Source organism: Halalkalibacter flavus (genome assembly GCF_036663575.1).
GTDB lineage: Bacteria > Bacillota > Bacilli > Bacillales > Bacillaceae_D > Halalkalibacter > Halalkalibacter flavus.
In genome coordinates, this window is the sequence record NZ_JAWRVK010000007.1 from 56,517 (window position 1) to 76,965 (window position 20,449).

General features: G+C 36.2%; 15 protein-coding genes. 1 reads left to right on the top strand and 14 read right to left on the bottom strand.

Features of this window, described 5'->3' with window-relative positions; genetic code table 11:
- Window positions 1-362: 362 nt before the first annotated feature.
- Both SAY88_RS06655 and SAY88_RS06660 read right to left on the bottom strand, forming a co-directional pair.
- Window positions 363-1,385, bottom strand: a complete 1,023-nt coding sequence (locus SAY88_RS06655) for a LacI family DNA-binding transcriptional regulator (protein WP_332630376.1) — start codon at window positions 1,383-1,385, stop codon at window positions 363-365.
- Window positions 1,386-1,660: 275 nt separating this feature from the next.
- Window positions 1,661-2,653 carry a LacI family DNA-binding transcriptional regulator gene (locus tag SAY88_RS06660; protein ID WP_332630378.1) on the bottom strand — a complete coding sequence of 331 codons (993 nt, stop codon included), beginning with the start codon at window positions 2,651-2,653 and terminating at the stop codon, window positions 1,661-1,663.
- Between the two features lie 388 nt (window positions 2,654-3,041).
- Here SAY88_RS06660 and SAY88_RS06665 point away from each other — a divergent pair, with 388 nt between their 5' ends.
- The gene (locus SAY88_RS06665; protein WP_332630379.1) at window positions 3,042-3,797 is read left to right on the top strand and encodes a DeoR/GlpR family DNA-binding transcription regulator; all 756 of its coding nucleotides are present in this window, start codon (window positions 3,042-3,044) and stop codon (window positions 3,795-3,797) included.
- An 87-nt stretch (window positions 3,798-3,884) separates the two neighbouring features.
- Here SAY88_RS06665 and fba read toward each other — a convergent pair whose 3' ends face one another.
- The 12 genes from fba to SAY88_RS06725 form a co-directional block, all read right to left on the bottom strand.
- Complete coding sequence (gene fba / locus SAY88_RS06670; protein ID WP_332630381.1) at window positions 3,885-4,757, bottom strand: class II fructose-1,6-bisphosphate aldolase; 873 nt, start codon at window positions 4,755-4,757, stop codon at window positions 3,885-3,887.
- A 75-nt stretch (window positions 4,758-4,832) separates the two neighbouring features.
- Entirely contained in the window at window positions 4,833-5,732 is a 900-nt protein-coding gene (iolE, locus tag SAY88_RS06675) for a myo-inosose-2 dehydratase (RefSeq protein ID WP_332630382.1), read from the bottom strand.
- A 19-nt stretch (window positions 5,733-5,751) separates the two neighbouring features.
- On the bottom strand, window positions 5,752-7,665 hold the full coding sequence (gene iolD, locus SAY88_RS06680; RefSeq protein WP_332630383.1) for a 3D-(3,5/4)-trihydroxycyclohexane-1,2-dione acylhydrolase (decyclizing): 1,914 nt from the start codon (window positions 7,663-7,665) through the stop codon (window positions 5,752-5,754).
- Window positions 7,666-7,677: 12 nt separating this feature from the next.
- On the bottom strand, window positions 7,678-8,673 hold the full coding sequence (gene iolC / locus SAY88_RS06685) for a 5-dehydro-2-deoxygluconokinase (protein WP_332630384.1): 996 nt from the start codon (window positions 8,671-8,673) through the stop codon (window positions 7,678-7,680).
- A gap of 49 nt (window positions 8,674-8,722) precedes the next feature.
- Window positions 8,723-9,538 (bottom strand): 5-deoxy-glucuronate isomerase, encoded by an 816-nt coding sequence (iolB, locus tag SAY88_RS06690; RefSeq protein ID WP_332630385.1) that lies wholly within the window; start codon window positions 9,536-9,538, stop codon window positions 8,723-8,725.
- Window positions 9,539-10,123: 585 nt separating this feature from the next.
- A complete protein-coding gene (locus SAY88_RS06695) occupies window positions 10,124-11,113 on the bottom strand; it encodes an ABC transporter permease (protein WP_332630388.1) in 990 nt (329 codons plus the stop codon).
- A 56-nt stretch (window positions 11,114-11,169) separates the two neighbouring features.
- Complete coding sequence (locus tag SAY88_RS06700) at window positions 11,170-12,717, bottom strand: sugar ABC transporter ATP-binding protein (RefSeq protein ID WP_332630389.1); 1,548 nt, start codon at window positions 12,715-12,717, stop codon at window positions 11,170-11,172.
- A gap of 84 nt (window positions 12,718-12,801) precedes the next feature.
- Window positions 12,802-13,764: a sugar ABC transporter substrate-binding protein gene (locus tag SAY88_RS06705; RefSeq protein WP_332630391.1), complete on the bottom strand. Its 963-nt coding sequence runs from the start codon at window positions 13,762-13,764 to the stop codon at window positions 12,802-12,804.
- A gap of 690 nt (window positions 13,765-14,454) precedes the next feature.
- Window positions 14,455-16,281, bottom strand: a complete 1,827-nt coding sequence (locus tag SAY88_RS06710; RefSeq protein ID WP_332630392.1) for a UbiD family decarboxylase — start codon at window positions 16,279-16,281, stop codon at window positions 14,455-14,457.
- A 461-nt stretch (window positions 16,282-16,742) separates the two neighbouring features.
- Window positions 16,743-17,336 carry an MSMEG_1061 family FMN-dependent PPOX-type flavoprotein gene (locus tag SAY88_RS06715; RefSeq protein WP_332630393.1) on the bottom strand — a complete coding sequence of 198 codons (594 nt, stop codon included), beginning with the start codon at window positions 17,334-17,336 and terminating at the stop codon, window positions 16,743-16,745.
- Between the two features lie 51 nt (window positions 17,337-17,387).
- On the bottom strand, window positions 17,388-19,349 hold the full coding sequence (locus tag SAY88_RS06720; protein WP_332630395.1) for an iron ABC transporter permease: 1,962 nt from the start codon (window positions 19,347-19,349) through the stop codon (window positions 17,388-17,390).
- Complete coding sequence (locus SAY88_RS06725) at window positions 19,349-20,356, bottom strand: ABC transporter substrate-binding protein (protein WP_332630396.1); 1,008 nt, start codon at window positions 20,354-20,356, stop codon at window positions 19,349-19,351. Before SAY88_RS06725 ends, SAY88_RS06720 begins: the two co-directional genes overlap by 1 nt.
- Window positions 20,357-20,449: the final 93 nt, after the last annotated feature.

Consider the following 20,449-nt stretch of genomic DNA (forward strand, 5'->3'; position numbering starts at 1 on the left):
CTAGAATCCACTGGATCTGTAGCCGTCCCAAAACCGAGACCATTTACATTTACCAGAAGCAAAACTATAATATATTGAAATCGATTACATTGAAATTAGTTTTGACTTCCTCTTACAATTCTTATTCTATAGCATTCAGTTTTTTTTGTAAATGCTTTTTCTAGTTTTTTTTTACTTTTTTTAATGTTAATTTTATCATGATACCCCTTAATAACATTGGGTTTTCATTGTTTTTTCACTCAGAATCCTACAAAGAACAACAAATTTAAGTGAAGTTTTTTCATAGAAAGAATTTCTATTTTTCAAATGAATAATTAATTTGAGCTTCTCAAAATACTGCAATCGATTTCAGATCTTCGCTACTAAATTCTTTCTAGAGCCTTTAGAGCATTGGATTTCGATCCACAGGAATCTCCAATAATTAGTTCATCCTTCATTACTATTTTCTTTTTGAGCATTTGTTCACTATTTATTTGTTTTAATAATAACTCCATCGCTTTTTTCCCTATTTCATACTTTGGTTGAGCAACCGTGGTTAGGTTCGGTTCATGTATTGATGACATTTTTATATGGTCAAAACCGACAACAGCAATATCTTCAGGTACATTTAGGTGACAGTCCTTTACTGCCTTTATTACACCCATTGCCATATCATCGTTGAAAACAAAGACTGCAGTAGGCGGGGTTTCTAGTGCCAATAGCTTCAGCATTTGATTATACCCAGAATCAAAGGTTTGATCCCCTTCCTGAATATATGCTGAATCAATTTCTAAATCATGGCTAATCATCGCTTGCTTGTAACCCCTTAAGCGGTCTCGACTAAGGACAATATTTATTGGACCTGTAATATGAGCTATCCTAGTATGACCTAATTGAATCAAGTGTTCCGTAGCCTTTCTTGCACTACTTATATTATCAATAGAAACAGTTGGAACATTCAATCCATCCATATATTCACAGGCTAGCACAAGTGGGTACTGCTCAGATAGCTCCTCTAATTTATACTTATCTAAACGAGCAGTTAAAAGAATCATTCCATCAGCTTGTTTTTGAAATAATAGGTTAATATATTCAGCTTCTCTTTCAATGTTATTTTCAGTGTCTCCCAATATTACTTGGTACCCACAACTAACAGCAACGTGCTCTATACCTCTAAGCACTTCAGAGAAGAAGGCACTTGTAATATCCGGAACAACGACAAGAATGATTTTCGTTGCCTTCGTCCTAAATTGCCTTGCAACTGCATGAGGCTTATAATTAACCTGGTTGATTACATCCATGACTTTTTGCTTTGTTTCTTTGCTTACGAGTTCGGGGTGACAAAGTACCCTCGAAACTGTAGCAGGTGAAACATTCGCTAGTTTGGCTACATCACTCATCTTCATATTATTAAACTCACCTCCCATATTTCAAGCTAATAACTGAAAACGATTACACTGACTATCAAAAAAAATCAGTATTTGTTCCGCTTACAAAAAAGTACCTGAAAATACTTCTTATTTTATTTTATATTATTTAGTTTTCTTTGTAAATGGCTGTTTTTTGTAACCCACTCCTCTCAAGGCTCTTAAAAGATGTAGCGACTCCGCTCATTGCTTCTGTGGTGTCTCAAAAGGTCAAAACAGACCTTTGAGACACCACAGATCACTTTTTCAATTATTTACTCAATATGGCTAGATTCTCTTATTATTAATTCATCTTTCATAACAAATTTCTTCTTTTTCAGAGGCTCACCATTTATTAATTTTAGCAACAACTCCATCGCTTTTTTACCAATTGCATACTTCGGTTGGTCAATCGTCGTTAAATTAGGTTCAAATACTGATGACATTTTTATATTATCAAAACCTACTACCGCTAAGTCGCTTGGCACATTTAATCCACTATCTTTAGCTGCCTTAATTGTGCCCATGGCCATTTCATCATTAAAAACAAATATAGCTGTAGGTGGTGTTGATAACGATAACAATTTTAAAGTTTGATTATAACTAGATTCAAAACTTAATTCTCCCTCTTGTATATATGCAGGATCGACCTCTAAATCGTTACTAATCATTGCTTGTTTATATCCTTTTAACCTATCTCGACTTAAGATAACACTAATGGGCCCTGTGATGTGAGCAATCTTCGAATGACCTAATTGAATTAAATGCTCGGTTGCTTTACGAGCGCTACTTACATTATCGATTGAAACAGTAGGAACATTCAAACCATCTACATATTCACATGCTAGTACTAATGGAAATTCACTAGCTAATTCTTCTAGCTTGCTCTTATTTAGACGAGCTGTTAACAGTACCATTCCATCCACTTGTTTCTGCAACAATAAATTAATATAACTATCTTCTCTCTCAATATCGTTTTCTGTATCCCCTAAAATTACTTGATAACCATTTTCCAGGGCTATATGCTCAATACCTCTTAATACTTTTGAAAAAAAGGCACTCGTAATATCGGGCACAACAACTAAGATGATTTTCGTTTCTTGTGTTCTAAATTGTCTTGCAACAATATGAGGTTTGTAATTGACTTTATTTATGACATCCATAACTCTTTGTCTTGTCTCAGCACTAACCTTCTCCGGATGACTTAGTACCCTTGAAACTGTTGCTGCTGATACATTTGCAAGTTTTGCTACATCACTCATTTTCATATTTTTATAGCACCTCACCTTCCTTCCACTGTAAAAACGTTTTACTGGGAATGTCTGTATTTTTGGTCGTATTTTTCTTGCTATCGATGATTGTCATGAGAGTAATAGATTATTATAAGTAAATCCAAAACCTTTGTCAAAACAAAGTATTATATTGTTATTTTACCACGTTATGAAAACGGTTACTAACTAATTATAAAAAGTTGACACCATTTGTAATTTCTCTGAAAATTTGATGGTGATGTTTTGATTAAATGTTGATATAATATGAATAAGTTTTCATATGAATTCTTTTACTGGAAAATCAAGAACGACAATGGTTACATTGCAAAAACCCAAGGGAATATACTCCCTATTCAATTTCTCTTAAATAAAGGGCTGGTATAATATGTTAAAATCACAACGCATTAATCAAATTTCTGACTATATTAATCAACATCAAACGGTTGCATTGGATGATTTGGTAACGGTTTTTGGCGTTTCGAAAAATACCATTCGGCGAGACGTACAAGAATTGGTTGAATCCGGCGAGTATAAAAAAGTATATGGTGGAGTCAGTGTAAATCGAACACGACTTGAACCTTTTCAAGATAGAAAAACACGCAATTTGCGTCAAAAGCAACTGATTGCCAAAAAAGCCGCTAGTTATTTAGCAGATGGAGATGTTATATTTATCGACTCAGGAACAACAACACTTGAAATAGTCGAGTTTATAAAAACACTTGATTTGACGATCATTACGAATAATCTTGATTTCATCATTCACGCTCTTCCATTTGAAAATTTAAATGTTATTTCAACTGGTGGTGTACTAGAACGCAAGACCAAATCATTTGCTAGTTTCATTAAACAGGATATTCTGAAATCACATAATATCAACAAAGCATTTATGGCTTCTGCTGGTGTTTCTATAAAAAATGGAGTAACAAATTCGAGCCCACTTGAAAGCGATCTCAAACGTACAGTTGTAGAAAGAAGTTCCGAAGTGTTTCTTTTAGTTGATCACAATAAATTTGATCAGCATGCTGTAATGACTTATTGTGATATACAGGAAATAGATGTTCTAATTACAGACTCTGTTCCTCCCAATAAATATACAGAATATGCTCAAGAACATAATATTCAGCTTATTATTGCAGATTAACTTCAAACAACTAGTCAATCTATAAGACCTTTTTATATAGAAAAAAGACCTGTTATGTTACATGACAGGTCTTTTAATAGCACTTTTCTAGACGTTAGATTTTTCAGGAGCTTTATTACTTGTATTAAATTCTCTCATCTTTTCTTTTACTGTAGCAACGATCGCCTCTTTACCTGGTGTAGTAATCGCACGATTATCGTAAATATCACTATCGTTAATTAATACTTCACGGACAGTTTTTGCCCATGCTTGTAAACATTCAGTATTCACATTAATTTTTGCATGTCCAAGTTCAATCGCTTTTTTAATTTGGTAATCCGGAATTCCTGACCCTCCATGTAAAACCAATGGAATACCAGTCATTTCTGATATTTGTTTCATTTCATCAAAGCCGAGTTGCGGTTCACCTTGGTATGGCCCATGAACAGATCCTAAAGCGGCTGCCAATGCGTCCACTCCCGTTTCTCCAACAAGACGCAAACATTCATAAGGATCGGCATATTTTACACCACCAATAAGTCCATCTTCCATTCCACCAACTGTTCCTACTTCTGCTTCTACAGATACTTGGTGAAGTTTGGCGTAATCGACTACTTCTTTAGTCATAGCGATATTTTCTTCGATAGAATAGTGGGAACCATCAATCATCACGGATGTAAACCCTGCATCGATCGCCTGTTTACATCTCTCCACATTCATTCCATGATCTAAGTGCAATGCAACTGGAACTGTGATTTCCATTTCTTCAACAAGCGCCTTCACCATAGCTGCTATTGTTTTAAACCCACCTAAATAATCAACGAGTCTATCGGAAGCTGCCACAATAACCGGTCCACGTTCTTCTTCAGCCGCTTGTAAAATTGCTTGCGCCCACTGCAAACTATTAATGTTATATTGCCCAACTGCATAGTTTCCTTCTTTTGCGTGTTTGAGCATATCTTTCATAGATACTAATGCCAATTACCAGGCACCTCCTTATATCTTTTAATTATATTAAGCCGGGTCTCTCTAATCGAAAGACCCGGTTTTAAATTGTTAGACGGTCACTTTTTGAAATAACTTTTCGTCAATATACTTACGCGCGATTAAAGCATATTCTAATGGATGGGCCTTTGCTGGGTCTTGCTCAGCTTCAATGACAATCCATCCTTTGTAATTTTGATCAAGTAATATTTGATAAACTTCTGTGAAATCTATACAACCATCACCTGGCACAGTAAACATTCCATTTAAAAATGAATCTAAGAACGAATTTCCAGCTGCCTTACATTCTTCTAACTTGTTCTGCCTTACATCTTTAAAGTGGACATGTTTAATGCGATTCATATGCTTTTTTAATAATGTCATATAGTCATTATCTGAAACATAGATGTGTCCAGTATCATAAAGGAGGTGAACATGATTAGGATCCGTATTTTCTAATAAACGATCGATTTCCTCTAACGTTTGTACACCTGTTCCCATATGGTGGTGAAATACTAAATGTAAATCATACTGTTCGGCAATTTTTCCAAGCTCATTTAAACCTTGGCACAACGTATTCCATTCCTCATCTGTAAAATAAGGCTTATCTGTAAATACATTCTTTTTTGTACCTTGAATGCTGTAAGTTTGTTCAGAAACAACCGCAACTGCTGCATTTACTTGCTGTAAATTCGCACAATGCTTGTGGAATTCCTTTGCTACTTTTTCAAGTCCATCACGAATCAAGAAGCTTGAGAACCATTGTCCTGCAATCTTTAAGTTACGCAAACTAAGTTCTTTGTTTAGTACTTTTGCTTCAGGAAAAAATCCTCCAACTTCCGTACCTTGAAACCCTGCTACAACAATATCACTTAATAAGTGTTGTAATGTATTTTCTGCACCGATTTCTGGTATATCATCATTACGCCAGCCAATTGGAGCAATTCCCCATAGAATATCTTGATTACTCATTAGCATTCACCTTCTATTATTAATATTGCTTTGCATTTTTCAGTTTTTCTTGCTTGAATTCATATGCTTTTTGGATTCCCTCACGATCAGATACTTCAGAAACTCCAAGGTTCCACCAGCTTCCTTCATAACCGTCTGTCATCGTTTTAGGAAGGACTTTCATCTCAATTAACGTAGAGCAATCTTGTTTCTTAGCGTCTTCTAATGCTGCCTTTAGTTCTTCTACAGTATTAGCACGATACGCTTTCGCTCCGTAACCTTCAGCCACTTTCGCATAATCTACATTTAAGATTTGATTATCTTCTGTTCTAAATTCACAGAAGTAACTTCCGCCGCCAAAATCCATTTGCAGATTGTTAATACAACCATAACCGGAGTTATCAAATAATAATACATTAATCTTTTTATTGTATTGAATTGCTGTTACGAACTCAGAGTGAAGCATTAAGAAACTACCATCACCGACCATCGTGTATACTTCTTTTGTAGGCTCAGCTAATTTCAGTCCTAATGTACCTGAAACTTCATATCCCATACATGAATACCCATACTCAAGGTGGTACGTATTAGGAACAGATGAATGCCATAAACGTTGTAGGTCTCCTGGAAGAGAACCTGCAGCACAAATGATGATACTATCAGGATCTATCGTGTCATTAATTGTTAGTAATGCTGTTGTTTGAGCAAATTCAGTTCCTAATGCATCTGCATATTCATTCATCACTTCTTGAGAGAAATGATTTTTAATTTCAGGAACAAAGCCTTCACGGCTAAATGTTACTTCGCTTAAGCGGTCACGCTCTGCTAGCCATTCTTCCTTCAGTTCAGTAATCGTGTCGCCAAATTCACTTACATATCCTTCAAGCATTGGTGTTAATGCTTCAAAAGCTGTTCTTGCATCGGCTACTACTTGATATCCATCAAGTTTATAAGCTTGCATCCGGCTTACATTTACATTTAAAAACTTAGCTTCATCAAAGTTAAAGATCGTTTTTGATGATGTTGCAAAGTCTGTATACCTTGTTCCTACACCAATAACAAGGTCTGCTTGTTGAGCTGCTTTGTTAGCTGCAAGTGTACCTGTAATACCAAGACCGCCAAGATTATTTTTGAATGAATGCTCAATAGTAGATTTACCAGCTTGCGTTTCTACTAATGGCACATTATATTTCTCTGAGAATTCCACTAAAATATCGCGGGCTTCTGAATACTTCGCTCCACCACCAACTACGATTACAGGCTTTTTACTTTCTTTAATTAGTTCAGCAGCACCTTTTAATTCACGGTCACTTGCTGGTTTGCGATCAATATAGTGAACACGCTTTTCAAAGAATCTTTCATCAAAATCAAACGCTTCCCCTTCAACATCTTGTGAGATACAAACCGTTGCAGGACCTGCTTTAGCTGGATCCGTCATTACTTCAAACGCACGGATTAAACTTGACATTAACTGTTCAGGGCGCGTTACACGATCCCAATATCTAGATACCGGTTTTAATGCGTCATTTGTTGTAATAGCAAGACTATGCTCTTGTTCTATTTGCTGTAATACAGGGTCTGGCTGACGAGTAGCATACGTATCTGCTGGGATTAGTAATACTGGAATATTATTAGCAAGGGCTGTTCCCGCTGCTGTTACTAAGTTCGCGGACCCCGGACCACTTGACGTTGTTATCGCATAAATCTTTTTACGAAGTAATTGCTTACTGTAAGCAATCGCAGCGTGTGCCATACCTTGTTCATTTTTCCCTTGAATCACTTTTAAATGGCCTGGATCACTTTCTAAAGCTGTACCTATTCCTAAAACATTTCCGTGACCGAAGATATTAAAGATCCCTTCTACAAATGGAATTTCTTCTCCGTCAACGTGAATATATTGTTGATTTAAAAACTTGATTAAAGCTTGAGCTGTCGTTAATCTAATCGTTTTCATAAGCGTTCTCCTCTATCCCACTGAAATGGTTTCATTCTTTTCAATTAATCCTTCAATTTCTTCAACAGATGGCATTGCATCTGATGAACTATGCTTGCTCACTACAATAGAAGCTGAAGCACTTCCATATTTTAGGGCAGTTTCAATATCCTTACCACTAATTAGTGCGAATAAGAATGCCGATGCATACGAATCACCTGCACCAAATGTTTTTAGTACCTTTGTCTTATATGCTAAACCTCTGAACACTTCTCCAGATTTTGCATAAGCATATGAACCTTCAACACCATGCTTAATAACAACTAAATCAGGTGAGTGTTTGAATAAGTAGTTTATTGTATCCTCGTTATTGCCTTCTGTTGTTCTATTTTCAAGTGCATCAAATTCTTCACGAGTACCAATGACAACATCAGATTGTTCAGCAACTAATGAATAATACACGGCAGTTTCTTCTGCATTATTCCAAGAATATGGACGATAATCTAGCTCAAAGATAACCTTTACATCATTTTTCTTCGCTAAGCTAATTGATTTCAATACCGCTTCGCGAGATGGGCTTTTTGATAAAGCTGTACCTGAAACTAGAAGAACTTTAGATTTTTTAATATACTCTTCATTTACTTCGCTTTGGTCAAGATAAAGATCTGCTACATCTTGTCTATACATTAGAATGCTGCATTCTTCTGGACTTTTAATCTCGGTAAATGCTAATCCAGTTTTATGTCCTGCTTTATCAACAACCATATTGGATGTGTCGATCCCAACTCCACTCATGTACTGCTCGATAAAACGGCCATGTTGATCGTCTGCAAGTTTCCCAATGAATCCTGCCTTAAGACCAAGCTTGGAACTTCCAATTGCGATATTAGCAGGTGAACCACCAACGTATTTAGAAAACGTCATTGTTTCTTCCATTGGGCGATTATATTCAACTGCGTTTAAATCAATACACGCTCGACCGATTGCAATAATATCGAATTCTCTATTTTCATTAAATTTATAATTCATTTTATCTAACACTCCTCTTAGTAGTTTTATTGTTTTATTGTTTTTAGTTTTAACCTTTTAGAATCCACTCGTGATCAGGGTCGTTATAAAATTTCCAAATTCGAGTTGGACCTGCCATTACGTTTAAATAGTATGAAGTATAACCTTCAGGAACACCTACCGGATGATATCCTACTGGAACGATGACCATGTTTCCATTTTCAACTGTCATCGTTTCATCTAGTGAACGGTCGTCTGTATAAACACGTTGGAATACAAAACCTTGTGAAGGGTTCATTTCATGATAATATGTTTCTTCTAAAAATGACTCTTCTGGTAAGTTATCTTGATCATGTTTGTGTGGAGGATAACTAGACCAATTTCCGCTTTCTGTGAACACTTCTACAACTAGCAAACTATTTGCTGAAGGGTCCGAATCTGGTAAAATGTTATGAACCATTCGCTTGTTGTTTCCTGTTCCTCTATGCTCCACTCCATTGTCTGCAGCACTGATTAACTTCGTTGGTAATTGCTTATCTGAAGGTGAATAACATAGAGCTACACGCGCTTGGCTTACTGCAACGACTTCAAACGTGCGATCGTTTGAAACATAAACACTATCTGTCGGTACTTTTTCAAATACAGTTTCACGTGTTCCTAAATTTTCAAATGTAACCTCTTGATCTGTCACATTGATTTTCCCTGTTACAGCAACAATACAACACTCTTGCTTTCCTAACTCCTCTGAATATGTGGCTCCAGGAGCTAAATCAATCATCTTAAAATTTACATACTCTAGAGAAGAGTTTTCAGATGTAACATTATGAACGAGTGTTACACCATCTTTAATTTCCGCATTTTCTGGCTTACGAAGCAATTTGCTCATTACGTTTACCTCCTAAAAATCAGTTAACTCATAATTAAATCCGATGAAATCGATTTCATTAAGATGAAATTTTTTTTGTGAGTTTTTTATTTAATTGTAACAAAATCAGAACCTTTATGACTTTCATTACACTTAATCACCTTGTAATTATTGTCATGTTTTGGTTATGTTTTGATAACTTCTGTTACAGAATAATATTAAAAGCGTTTTCAGTCAATACTTTTTTAATCAATTTTCTTATTAGATTCCAAAAAGTTAACCTTCAATACTTACTATCACCTAAGGTACTACACTCTATTAGTATTTGAGTTATCTTTGAAAATTTATTTGCAATCGATTTCATACCAGGTAAAAAAAGTACAGTTCCTCGGAACCAACCCCCTTCTTAACTTTGGTAGCAAGTCTATTAACATAGTTTTATAATAACATTATTATAAAACGCTTTCAATAGTATACTTACTTTTTTTCTTACTTTCTAACATTTTTTAGTGATTCAAGTAAAAAACAAAGGGGATGTCTTAAAAGGTCTGTATTTGACCTTTTGGGACATCCCCTGTAGTATCTCTCAAACAGAGATCAATAGTGTTATTTTTTACGGTTCTTTCTAGAATCAATATATACAGCCGCAACGATAATTGCACCTTTTACGATTTGCTGCCAATATGAACTTACACCTAAAAGGTCTAGACCATTGTTCATAACACCAATAATTAAGGCTCCAATAATTGTTCCACCAACTGTACCAATCCCGCCAAACAAACTAGTACCACCAATAACAGCTGCAGCAATTGCATCTAATTCAAACATAATACCTGCTTGTGGCTGACCAGATGCAATCCTTGATGTAAGAATCATACCGGCAATACCACCTAAAAGACCAGCATATGCATAAACCATTAACTTAATTCTACTTACATTAATACCAGCTGTAACAGCCGCTTGTTCATTTCCACCAATTGCATAAACATATCTACCAACCTTTGTTTTGTTAAGTAGTACCCATGTCACTAATCCTACTAATCCAAAGATGATAACTGGTACTGGAATCCCAAAAACAATTCCTTGACCGATAAATGTAAACGATTCAGAAATACCACCAATTGGTCGACCATCACTATAAAGCATCGCAGCTCCACGAGCAGCTGTCATCATTCCTAATGTAGCGATAAAAGGAGCTAGCATTCCTTTTGCTACGAGTGTTCCGTTAATTAGACCAGCTAATAAACCGACACCTAGAGCTACTAAAATCGGAACAACTAACGGATAATCTCCTTGAGCAAATGTTGCCACTACAACTGAAACTAATGCAATTACTGAACCAGAAGATAAATCTATCCCTTTTGTAATAATGATAGGTGTAACCCCTATTGCTATAATACCTATAATGGACATCTGCCTTACAATGTTTATCAAGTTAGTAGCACTTAGAAAATGGGGTGTTAAAATGGACATTAAGACAATTAGTAAAATTAGAATGATAAATATACCATATTTCTTTAAAATATTCACTGCTAACTCTTTACCTTGATTATTTTTCACTTGTTTTGATTCCGTCTTTTCTAACTCTAGACCCATCTTACGTTCCTCCAAACTGAATAAAATTCTCTAGACACTTCTTGCACATTCCGATATTAGTTAGTTACAGCTTGTCGCGTTTCGCTCTGACTAGCTTTTTTCTTACTAATATTTTGTTGACCAGTAGCATATTGCATAATCTTTTCTTGGTTGGCTTCTTCTCTGCTTAATTCACCAGTAATTCGACCTTCATGCATAACTAATACGCGATCACACAAACCTAGTATTTCTGCCATTTCAGAAGAAACAACGACTATTGCTTTCCCTTGGCTTGCTAATTTAAAAATTATGTTATAGAACTCTGATTTCGCTCCAACATCAATTCCACGAGTTGGTTCATCTAAAAATAAAATATCTGGGTTTTTCAGTAACCATCTTGCTAATAATACTTTTTGCTGGTTCCCACCACTTAAATTTTCAACAATTTGATCAATGCTTGGTGTTTTGATTTTAAGATTTTCTTTTTGCTCTAAGCAGTCAGATTTAACTTGTTTGTAGTTCAATAACCCCGATGAAATATACCGATCAATATTAACAGTTATCATATTTTCTCTAACTGATAGAGGTAGAAACAAACCTGTTAATTTCCGGTCTTCAGTTAAAAAACCTAGGTTACTTTTAATAGCATCTATTGGAGTATTAATCTTGACTTTCTCACCATGAACATATACATCACCTTGGTCCGCTTTTTTCACACCAAAGATGGTTTCAAGTACTTCTGTTCTTCCTGCCCCCATCAACCCTGCAAAACAAACAATTTCTCCTTTTCGAACTTCAAAATTCACGTCTTCAAACCAACCATCATGACTTAAATTTTTAACTGATAAAGCTACTTCACCAATTTTAGGTTCAGGCTTATTGAATACTTGATTTAATTCTCTTCCTACCATCATCTTAATTAGTCTATCTCTTTCCATATTCGCAGCCGTATCAGTACCGATAAACTGACCATCTCTAAATACAGATATATCGTCTGCAATTTCATACAACTCGCTCATCTTATGAGTAATATAAATAATTCCAACACCTTTATCTTTTAATGAGCGTATCATTTTAAAGAGTTGAGCAACCTCTTTTTCTGTAATTGCAGAAGTTGGCTCATCCATAATGACTAACTTTGAATCAAAGGATATCGCTTTTGCAATCTCAACCATTTGTGTATTAGCAATGCTTAAATCGATCATTTTTGTTTTGGGATCAAGATTTATTTCTAAACTGTTCAATAGGTCTTTAGTCATTTGATATAATTTACGATTATTTACGAGCCCACTTTTCCCATAAGTTGGTTCCCGTCCTAAATATATATTTTCTGCAACAGTCATTTCAGGAATAGGACTCAACTCTTGATGGATCATAGATATCCCTTTATCCAAAGAATCATTAATATTGTTTAATTTCAACTCTTCACCGCCAAAGATAATTTTTCCCGTATCCGGTGTGTACATCCCGATAATGATTTTCATAAGAGTCGATTTTCCTGCTCCATTTTCTCCCATAAGAGCATGAACAGTACCTTTTCTAACTTTTAATTGGACGTCGTCTAATGCTTTTACACCAGGAAATTCTTTTGTGATGTTTTCCATTTGTAAAATGTAATCACTCATTTTGTACCCTCCCATATTCAATAGGATATTCATTTAATGAAAGGAAACCAATGAGGTTTCCTTTCATAACCTGTTTCTTAAGTATTACTCGTACTTGGCGACATACTCATCTACATTATCAGGTGTCACAAGTTGATAAGGCACTAAAACGTCTTCTACTTCTTCACCATTTGCTGCTTTTACAGCAGTAATAATACTATTTGCTCCTTGACCTTTTGCATCCTGGAATACTGTGACACTAAGTTGTCCAGCTTTCATAGCTTCTAAAGCTGCAGGTGTGGCATCAATTCCCGCAACTAAAATATCATCTAGTTTTCCAGCTGCTTCCAAAGCCAAGATTGCACCAAGAGCCATCTCATCATTGTTTGATACAACAGCATCGATATGTGTACCAGAGTTTAACCAGTTTTCCATTAATCTCATACCCTCAGAGCGGTCAAACTTCGCTGTATTCTGAAGTACAACTTCTAAACCATCATGTTGATCAATAATTTGAACGTTTCCTTCTGTTCTTTTAATTTGTGCTTCATGACCTAATATTCCATCCATGATGGCAATGTTTCCCTCACCACCTAACAATTCGGCTACTTCTTCCATCTGTAAAATACCAGATTGTATAGATTCAGATCCTACATAAGCAGTCGCTTCTTCTACCCCATCAAAAGTACGATTTGCAACAATAATCGGAATTCCTGCATTGTTTACTAGGTTAATAATGTCAACTGCAGCAGTAGTGTCAACCGGGTTAATAACAATTGCATCTACATTTCGAGTGATAAAGTTCTCAATTTGGTCCATTTGTCTTGCACTATCATTTTGAGCATCTGTATAAATAAATTCAAAATCAGGATGATTCTCTGCTTCTTCTTTCATTGCGTCTTGCATGTAAGTTAGGAATTCGTCTAAGTTAGAAATTGAAACACCAATTGTCTTTTTATCTCCAGAGCCTTCTGTTGCCGAACTAGGTTCATTCCCACCTCCGCAAGCAGCTAAGAATAATAGCATGATTAAACCGACAAAAGTTAATACTGATTTCCCGAATTTCATTCGTAATTCCCCCTGATAAACATTAAATTTGTGTAATCGCTTTCACATAAACCCTCAAATGCAACAACGCCTATACATAGAAAGGACCATTTTGATTACTATCATCCTCCTTTTCTTAATAAAAATAATTGTTTAAAAAATCAGATAAATAAGTATAAATTTCGCAATCTCTTGAAATTTGCAATCGATTACACTCTTGTGTGATTGAATCGAATGCGCTTTCATTTAATAATTTAAAGATACATGATTGTGTCTAATTTGTAAACGCTTTTTTTGGAAGATTTTTTTGTTTCTTCAAGTTTCCGTATTTTTTTCAAAAAAGCCTTATTTTATAAGTAGTTCTAACTGAAAACGATTACAAGTAATATAAGTGTAAGGAAAGAAACAGGAACCACTCTTCTCTCCTTTAGATGGTATTTACTGGGATATAGGAACTTTTTCTGGTTTTCTATCGAATATAATAGGTAATCGATTTCAGCTTAGCTCTGTGTAGTACGACAGTCAAATAGAACTACGTCATTTTCGTTAGCTGTAAACAACCTTATTATTACAGTCTAACATCTTCTTTATTGAGACCCTTAATATTTGGGACTTAATTTCTCTCAAAAAAATGAGGTATCTCAAAAGGTTAAAAACATACCTTTTGAGACACTCTCTATTAAAAATTAGCTGAATATAGTTCATCCATAGTTAAATATGACCTAAACTCGCACCTTTATCAAAAAATCGCTCAATATTTTTTTCTACATTAGCATTTGGAACTAGTGGTGGAGCATGATGAGGCTTCGTCCTGGCATCAATAATGACGTTATCACAGGCCCAATGTTTAAATTCATATTGACTATTCACCCCATATATATCATGAGATGGATTGCTTCTAGTAAATGTAACCCATAGAAAATTACTTGTTAACTCACTGACAAACTGACTCTCATCACAGAGAATGATCATTGGACAAGAAGGCAATTTACCTCTTTCATTTATTGCATCACCTAACTCTTTTAACTCTTGTTGTGCCTGGTCATAGGTAGTAAACTTAGGTCCTTGAATAGCAACAATTCCTGGCATAACGAGGTGCGGTTGATCAAAGCCCTGTAAATCTATTAAAGAATTTGGAACTTCCTTACATAGATCTCTTTTCTTATCTCCATAAGCGGCAAATACGACTTTACTTCCTGTATTTAACCCCGTTCCTGAGTAATCTAATGTATCAATGGTCGTGTTTGTTTGAAAGTGAATATCACGTCTTAGATCAATTCGTTCTAATATATAAGTTAGAAATTCCTCTTCCTTGCGAGTTGCTAGCGGTTGCGCCTCTTCTGCTGTAATAAAGAGATACTTCGCTAAACTTAACTGGCCTGTCCCTAAAATTCGGTTAGCAAGCGTCAATAATTCGGTTGGCTGCTTCACTTGTTGATAAGGGGTATAGCGTTCACTGCCAATTGCAAATAGTAGTGGATGTACGCCAGCCGCATCGACAGCATGAACTTCTTGAACACCTGGAATGTCTTGTTTAATGGCATCACCTGTCAACTCGTGAATAAGATCTCCAAAAGCTGTATCTTCTTGAGGTGGTCGACCAACAACCGTAAACGGCCAGACCGAATTATTTTTTGCGTACACCTTATGAACACGCATGACTGGAAATGGATGCGTAAGGCTATAGTATCCTAAGTGATCGCCAAATGGTCCCTCTGGCTTCGTCTCTTCAGGATGGACCTCTCCCGTAATGACAAAGTCAGCATCATGGCTGATACAGTAACCATCCACATAGCTATACCGAAAACGCCGTCCTGCCAATAAGCCAGCAAATGTCATTTCACTTAACCCTTCTGGAAGTGGCATCACAGCTGCTAACGTATGAGAAGGCGGTCCTCCAATAAAAATACTTACCTTTAATGGAATTCCTAGTTTTTTGGCTTTTTCGTGATGTACTCCAATTCCACGATGAATTTGATAATGTAATCCAATCTCTTTATTCATTTTATACTCATTGCCACTAAGCTGAATACGATACATCCCAAGATTTGCATTCATGATCCCCGGTTTCTCCGGATCTTCTGAATAAACTTGAGGAAGAGTAACGAAGGCCCCTCCATCATCTGGCCAATGATGAATAAGTGGAAGATCATAAATTTGGATTTCCTTAAAATCTGCTGGGATGCTGCTTGTCTTTTTTATTGGAAGTGCTTTGGTAGCAGCCAATCCGGCTCCTATATGTTTAAAAGGATTTTTTAATGGACTCATTGGATCATTTCTTAATGCGATTACACTTTGTGTTGCTTCTAACGTTTTACGAAAGATAAACTTACTTCGATCGATGGTTCCAAACAAATTGGATACTGCTTGAAACTTTGACCCTTTGACATTTTCAAATAACAAAGCAGGACCACCAGCTTCAAAGACTTTTAAGTGAATAGCTGCCATTTCCAGGTGAGGATCCACTTCTTCCTTAATTCTTACTAATTGGCCGTCTCTCTCCAAATCCAAAATGCATTCTTCTAAATTACGATACATAGTACATTAGCTCCTATTTTTATTACTTATTACATTCATTATACTTGTTCTAGTGTACACTGTCTTCTTCAGAGGTGCCAATGTAGTGAAATACGACATTCTTTCAGGAACCTAATTTAAAAACCATAACAAGATGCACCTCTTAAAAAGAAAGAGACGCATCAACAAATATAAATAAGTTTTAATTCGGACAGACTTTCCTGACAATTTCCATTGTTTTAGAGGCAAATCATATGGAGTGCTTAAAATACCTATTTATTTCCCGCCTCTAAATAAACCAATTGAACGGTTTATTAGATTGAAGACAGAAAAGTGCAATTGGCGACATTATTCACCGGGAAATTACTTACTTCATATAAAACATATATCAAAATTACAAATCAATATTTTCTCAGTATAAAACCCCAAATTCGTAGAAAAATTGGGGTCATTCACCATTTGTTTTTTTTGAGAAAACAGTGTTATGCTTTGACTTCTACTCCGTTAATTTTCAAATGAGCATGAAATATTTCCATCAATGTTGGTAATGTTTCTTTATCTTCCCAGGATTCATGATTCCAAATGTTTGATTGATTTAATGCCCTAGGACAATGAATGAAAGCTTCATCTACATCAATCCCAATACCAAGTAAGGGCTTTTTCCCTTTTAGACTCATTTGATTTAAAATATCATCGTTCTTAATAATCGTTGCCCGACCATTTATACGAAGTACATCTTCCAAACCTGGGATCAGAAAAAGTAAACCAACTTGAGGGTTTAACAAAATATTCGAAATCGAATCTAATCTTTTATTGCCCGGTCGATCAGGTAAAACTAGCTGATGATCATTTAACACAAGTACTGTTCCTGGCTCATCTCCTCTTGGCGAAACGTCACAATGCCCTTTCGAATCCGCTGTCGCTAGAAATAGCAAAGGTGATTTGGCAATAAAGTTTTTGCAATGCTCATCAATAATGGATATTGTTTTATTGACGACGTTCTTATGGGGAGATCCTACAATATTCCTTAGTTCCTCTTCGGTTGTAATTGCACTTTCAGCAAAATTTACTATCATAAAAACACCACTCCTCCCTATTGTTATTTTAATATAGTAAATAAAATAATACTATTTCATTTTCCTTAATAGGTATAACAAATAAGGAGTACCAATCACTGCGACTATTAGACCGCTTGGAATTTCATTTGGTGTAATCAGTATTCTACCTAGTAAATCCGCTGTAACAAGTAATAATCCGCCTAGCAAGCCTGATACTAAAATTAGCGGAAGATGACGATATCCAACTAACCTTCTTGCAATATGCGGTGCAACAAGCCCAATAAAACCAATTGTTCCTACTAACGAAACCGCAATTGTACTTAAAGCAACTCCAATTACTAATGCCCAAACTCTTGCTGATCTAACCGAAACTCCTAAACCTGATGCAACATCGTCACCAAAAGTTAATGTATCTAGCTTACGAGTCATGTAAATCGCCGGTCCTATGAAAAGAGCGAACAAGATGAGAGCATAGTAAACGTCATCCCACCCTTTTCCATACGTACTTCCTGATAACCAGACAAGTGCTGCTGCTACAGCAAGCTTTGCTTTCACGACAAATACTTGTGTAGCTGCCGATCCGAACGCTGAGATGGCAATTCCCATCAAAGCTACCAACATTGGTTGGAAACTATTTTTCCATGCGGTAACTAATATAATTAGCAGGGCTACAACAGAACCAATAATGGCACCTAGTGGCATAAACGCAGCCGGGATTGCTGGGAACATCACTAGTAACAACATTGCCCCTGCCCCACCCATAGATGTGACACCAATTACACTAGCATCTGCAAGTGGATTACGTAACACTCCTTGTAAGAGGACTCCTGTAACAGCAAGAATTATTCCCACAATAAATGATGTCAACACACGAGGAATACGGAAATTCCAGATATATGTGTTCGTCCAATTAAGCGACCATTCTGTACCGTTATAAGAAAAAGCAATAACAACACTTAAAGTAATCATTGCCATTAATATTGGGATTATCACTTTTAATCGAATTGGCGAGGTGGTTCCTCCCATTTGCCGATCTGATCGCTTGATCGAACGTACTGTCTTCCACGCTAAATATAGAAGCCAAGGACCACCAATCAACGCAGTCATGGCCCCAACTGGCACTTCCTGCCCTGGCTGGATCATACGGCCTAACACGTCTGCTCCAATCATCATAATCGCACCCCATAAGAACGAATGGACAAAAATCATTACATGCCCTTTTACACCAAGCATCCGAACAATATGTGGAGCCATTAATCCAATAAAACCAATGGGGCCAACTACACTAACCGTTATAGCAGCTAAAACAATTGCTACACCCCAGGTAGCTAATTTTACCGCAGAAACCTTCTGACCAAGTGAAGTCGCAATATCTTCACCAAGTGATAAGGTATCGAGCGGCTTTGCTAGAATCAATGCACAGACAAACGCAATAGCGATAACAGGTGCAGCAAATGTAATACCGTTCCAATTTAATTGAACAAGAGTACCAGATCCCCATAAAAAGAGTCCATTTGTTTTATTTTCGAATAATAGCTGCAGTGCTCCTGTAATAGACGCAAACATTAATGAAATAATCATTCCAGTTAACGCAACCCGTACTGGTTCCATTTGTCGTCCTGCTAACATGACAACCATGATTGACGAAACGACAGCACCAAGTAAAGCTGTTAAAAATGGATAATTCCCTATAAAGCTAGGAAAGAAAATCGTTGAAGCAACAACAAAGAAAAATGCCCCTGCATTAATTCCTAACGTACCAGGTGCTGCTAAAGGGTTTTTCGTCAAGGTTTGTAATAGTGCACCAGATACGGCAAGTGCTCCTCCTGCTAATATACCAATTACTAGTCTCGGCAAACGAAATGATAGCACAATATCTTGAATTCGACCTTCTACCCAAACTTCACTAAGCAATTCAGAAATGGAGTATTCAGCTTGTCCTTGTGTTAAGTGGATAAGCGATAATAACATAAGCAGGAAGAAGCCCCCTGTCAGAATGACAAAGGACTTATTCAGCGACTTCCCAAACATTACTCATTCACCATTGTAGCTGTAATTTGATCAACCAAAGTACCTGCTGATAACGGTCCTCCATATAACCACGTATCAGCTCCTAAATCATAAAGGCGGTCTTCTTCTACAAATGATAAATTCTCCCAAACTTTATTGCCTTTTAACTGGTTTTCATAAATATTATCTGTATCCGGCACTGTGTATAAATAATTAGCGTCTTCATATTTTACTAGACCTTCAACATTAAATGTGCTTGAACCAAAAATCTCAAATTGATCAGGCTCATGGATGTTGTTCAAACCGATTTTTTCTAAAATAATTGAAGCCATTGAATGCGGTGTAAAAACTCGGATTTCAGGTGCTTGAGGTCCTGAATAAGCAAGAGTTAAGATCACATCATTTGTTGAAAGATTACCAGTTTCAATTTTTGCTTTTGCTTCGTCATAATGTGCATCAAGATCAGCTAACACTTGTTGTGCCTCAGCTTCTTTGCCAACCGCTTTTGCCATTTCATTAAAAGTCATTTCCATTTCTTCATATAAATTAATACTATCATCTTCTGGATAAGGATTAAAAATAACGGTTGGTGCAATGGACTCTAGTTGATCAAGCATGCCATCATGACGGAAGCTAACACCAATTATCAAATCTGGATCAATTGAAGCAATAGCTTCTAAGTTAGGTTCTTGACGGCCTCCAACATCTGTTACACTTTCATCTAATTGCGGTTCAATGTTTACATAGTTTCCGTATCCTTCAATATCAGCCATACCTGCTGGTTGCATTCCTAAAGCTAGAAGGTTTTCTGCATATGTCCATTCAAGTACAACAACCTTTTTGGCAGGAGCATCTAATGTCACTTCTCCATTAACACCCTCTATAATTATTTCACTTACTTCTTCATTTGACGACGTTTCATCATTTGTTAATTCTTCCTCATTCGAAATCGTTTCTTCATTACCGGAAGAACACGCTGCTAACAAAAATACAAAAAGGATAAGTACTAAGACAGTTACTTTTTTCATGTTGGACCCCCAAATTCATGTAATATTATGATTTTCTCTTATCGAACTTGATAATCATTATCAATTCAATGTTAGTTTAAAGGTTGTTCCCTC

Bases quoted from the DNA above. Each gene is read 5' to 3' on its own strand.
- SAY88_RS06700 (WP_332630389.1), bottom strand. From the start codon at position 12,717: ATGAGTGATTACATTTTACAAATGGAAAACATCACAAAAGAATTTCCT.
- iolD (WP_332630383.1), bottom strand. From the start codon at position 7,665: ATGAAAACGATTAGATTAACGACAGCTCAAGCTTTAATCAAGTTTTTA.
- SAY88_RS06705 (WP_332630391.1), bottom strand. From the start codon at position 13,764: ATGAAATTCGGGAAATCAGTATTAACTTTTGTCGGTTTAATCATGCTA.
- SAY88_RS06720 (WP_332630395.1), bottom strand. From the start codon at position 19,349: ATGTTTGGGAAGTCGCTGAATAAGTCCTTTGTCATTCTGACAGGGGGC.
- SAY88_RS06660 (WP_332630378.1), bottom strand. From the start codon at position 2,653: ATGAAAATGAGTGATGTAGCAAAACTTGCAAATGTATCAGCAGCAACA.
- SAY88_RS06655 (WP_332630376.1), bottom strand. From the start codon at position 1,385: ATGAAGATGAGTGATGTAGCCAAACTAGCGAATGTTTCACCTGCTACA.
- iolE (WP_332630382.1), bottom strand. From the start codon at position 5,732: ATGAGTAATCAAGATATTCTATGGGGAATTGCTCCAATTGGCTGGCGT.
- SAY88_RS06695 (WP_332630388.1), bottom strand. From the start codon at position 11,113: ATGGGTCTAGAGTTAGAAAAGACGGAATCAAAACAAGTGAAAAATAAT.
- iolB (WP_332630385.1), bottom strand. From the start codon at position 9,538: ATGAGCAAATTGCTTCGTAAGCCAGAAAATGCGGAAATTAAAGATGGT.
- iolC (WP_332630384.1), bottom strand. From the start codon at position 8,673: ATGAATTATAAATTTAATGAAAATAGAGAATTCGATATTATTGCAATC.
- SAY88_RS06710 (WP_332630392.1), bottom strand. From the start codon at position 16,281: ATGTATCGTAATTTAGAAGAATGCATTTTGGATTTGGAGAGAGACGGC.
- SAY88_RS06665 (WP_332630379.1), top strand. From the start codon at position 3,042: ATGTTAAAATCACAACGCATTAATCAAATTTCTGACTATATTAATCAA.
- SAY88_RS06725 (WP_332630396.1), bottom strand. From the start codon at position 20,356: ATGAAAAAAGTAACTGTCTTAGTACTTATCCTTTTTGTATTTTTGTTA.
- SAY88_RS06715 (WP_332630393.1), bottom strand. From the start codon at position 17,336: ATGATAGTAAATTTTGCTGAAAGTGCAATTACAACCGAAGAGGAACTA.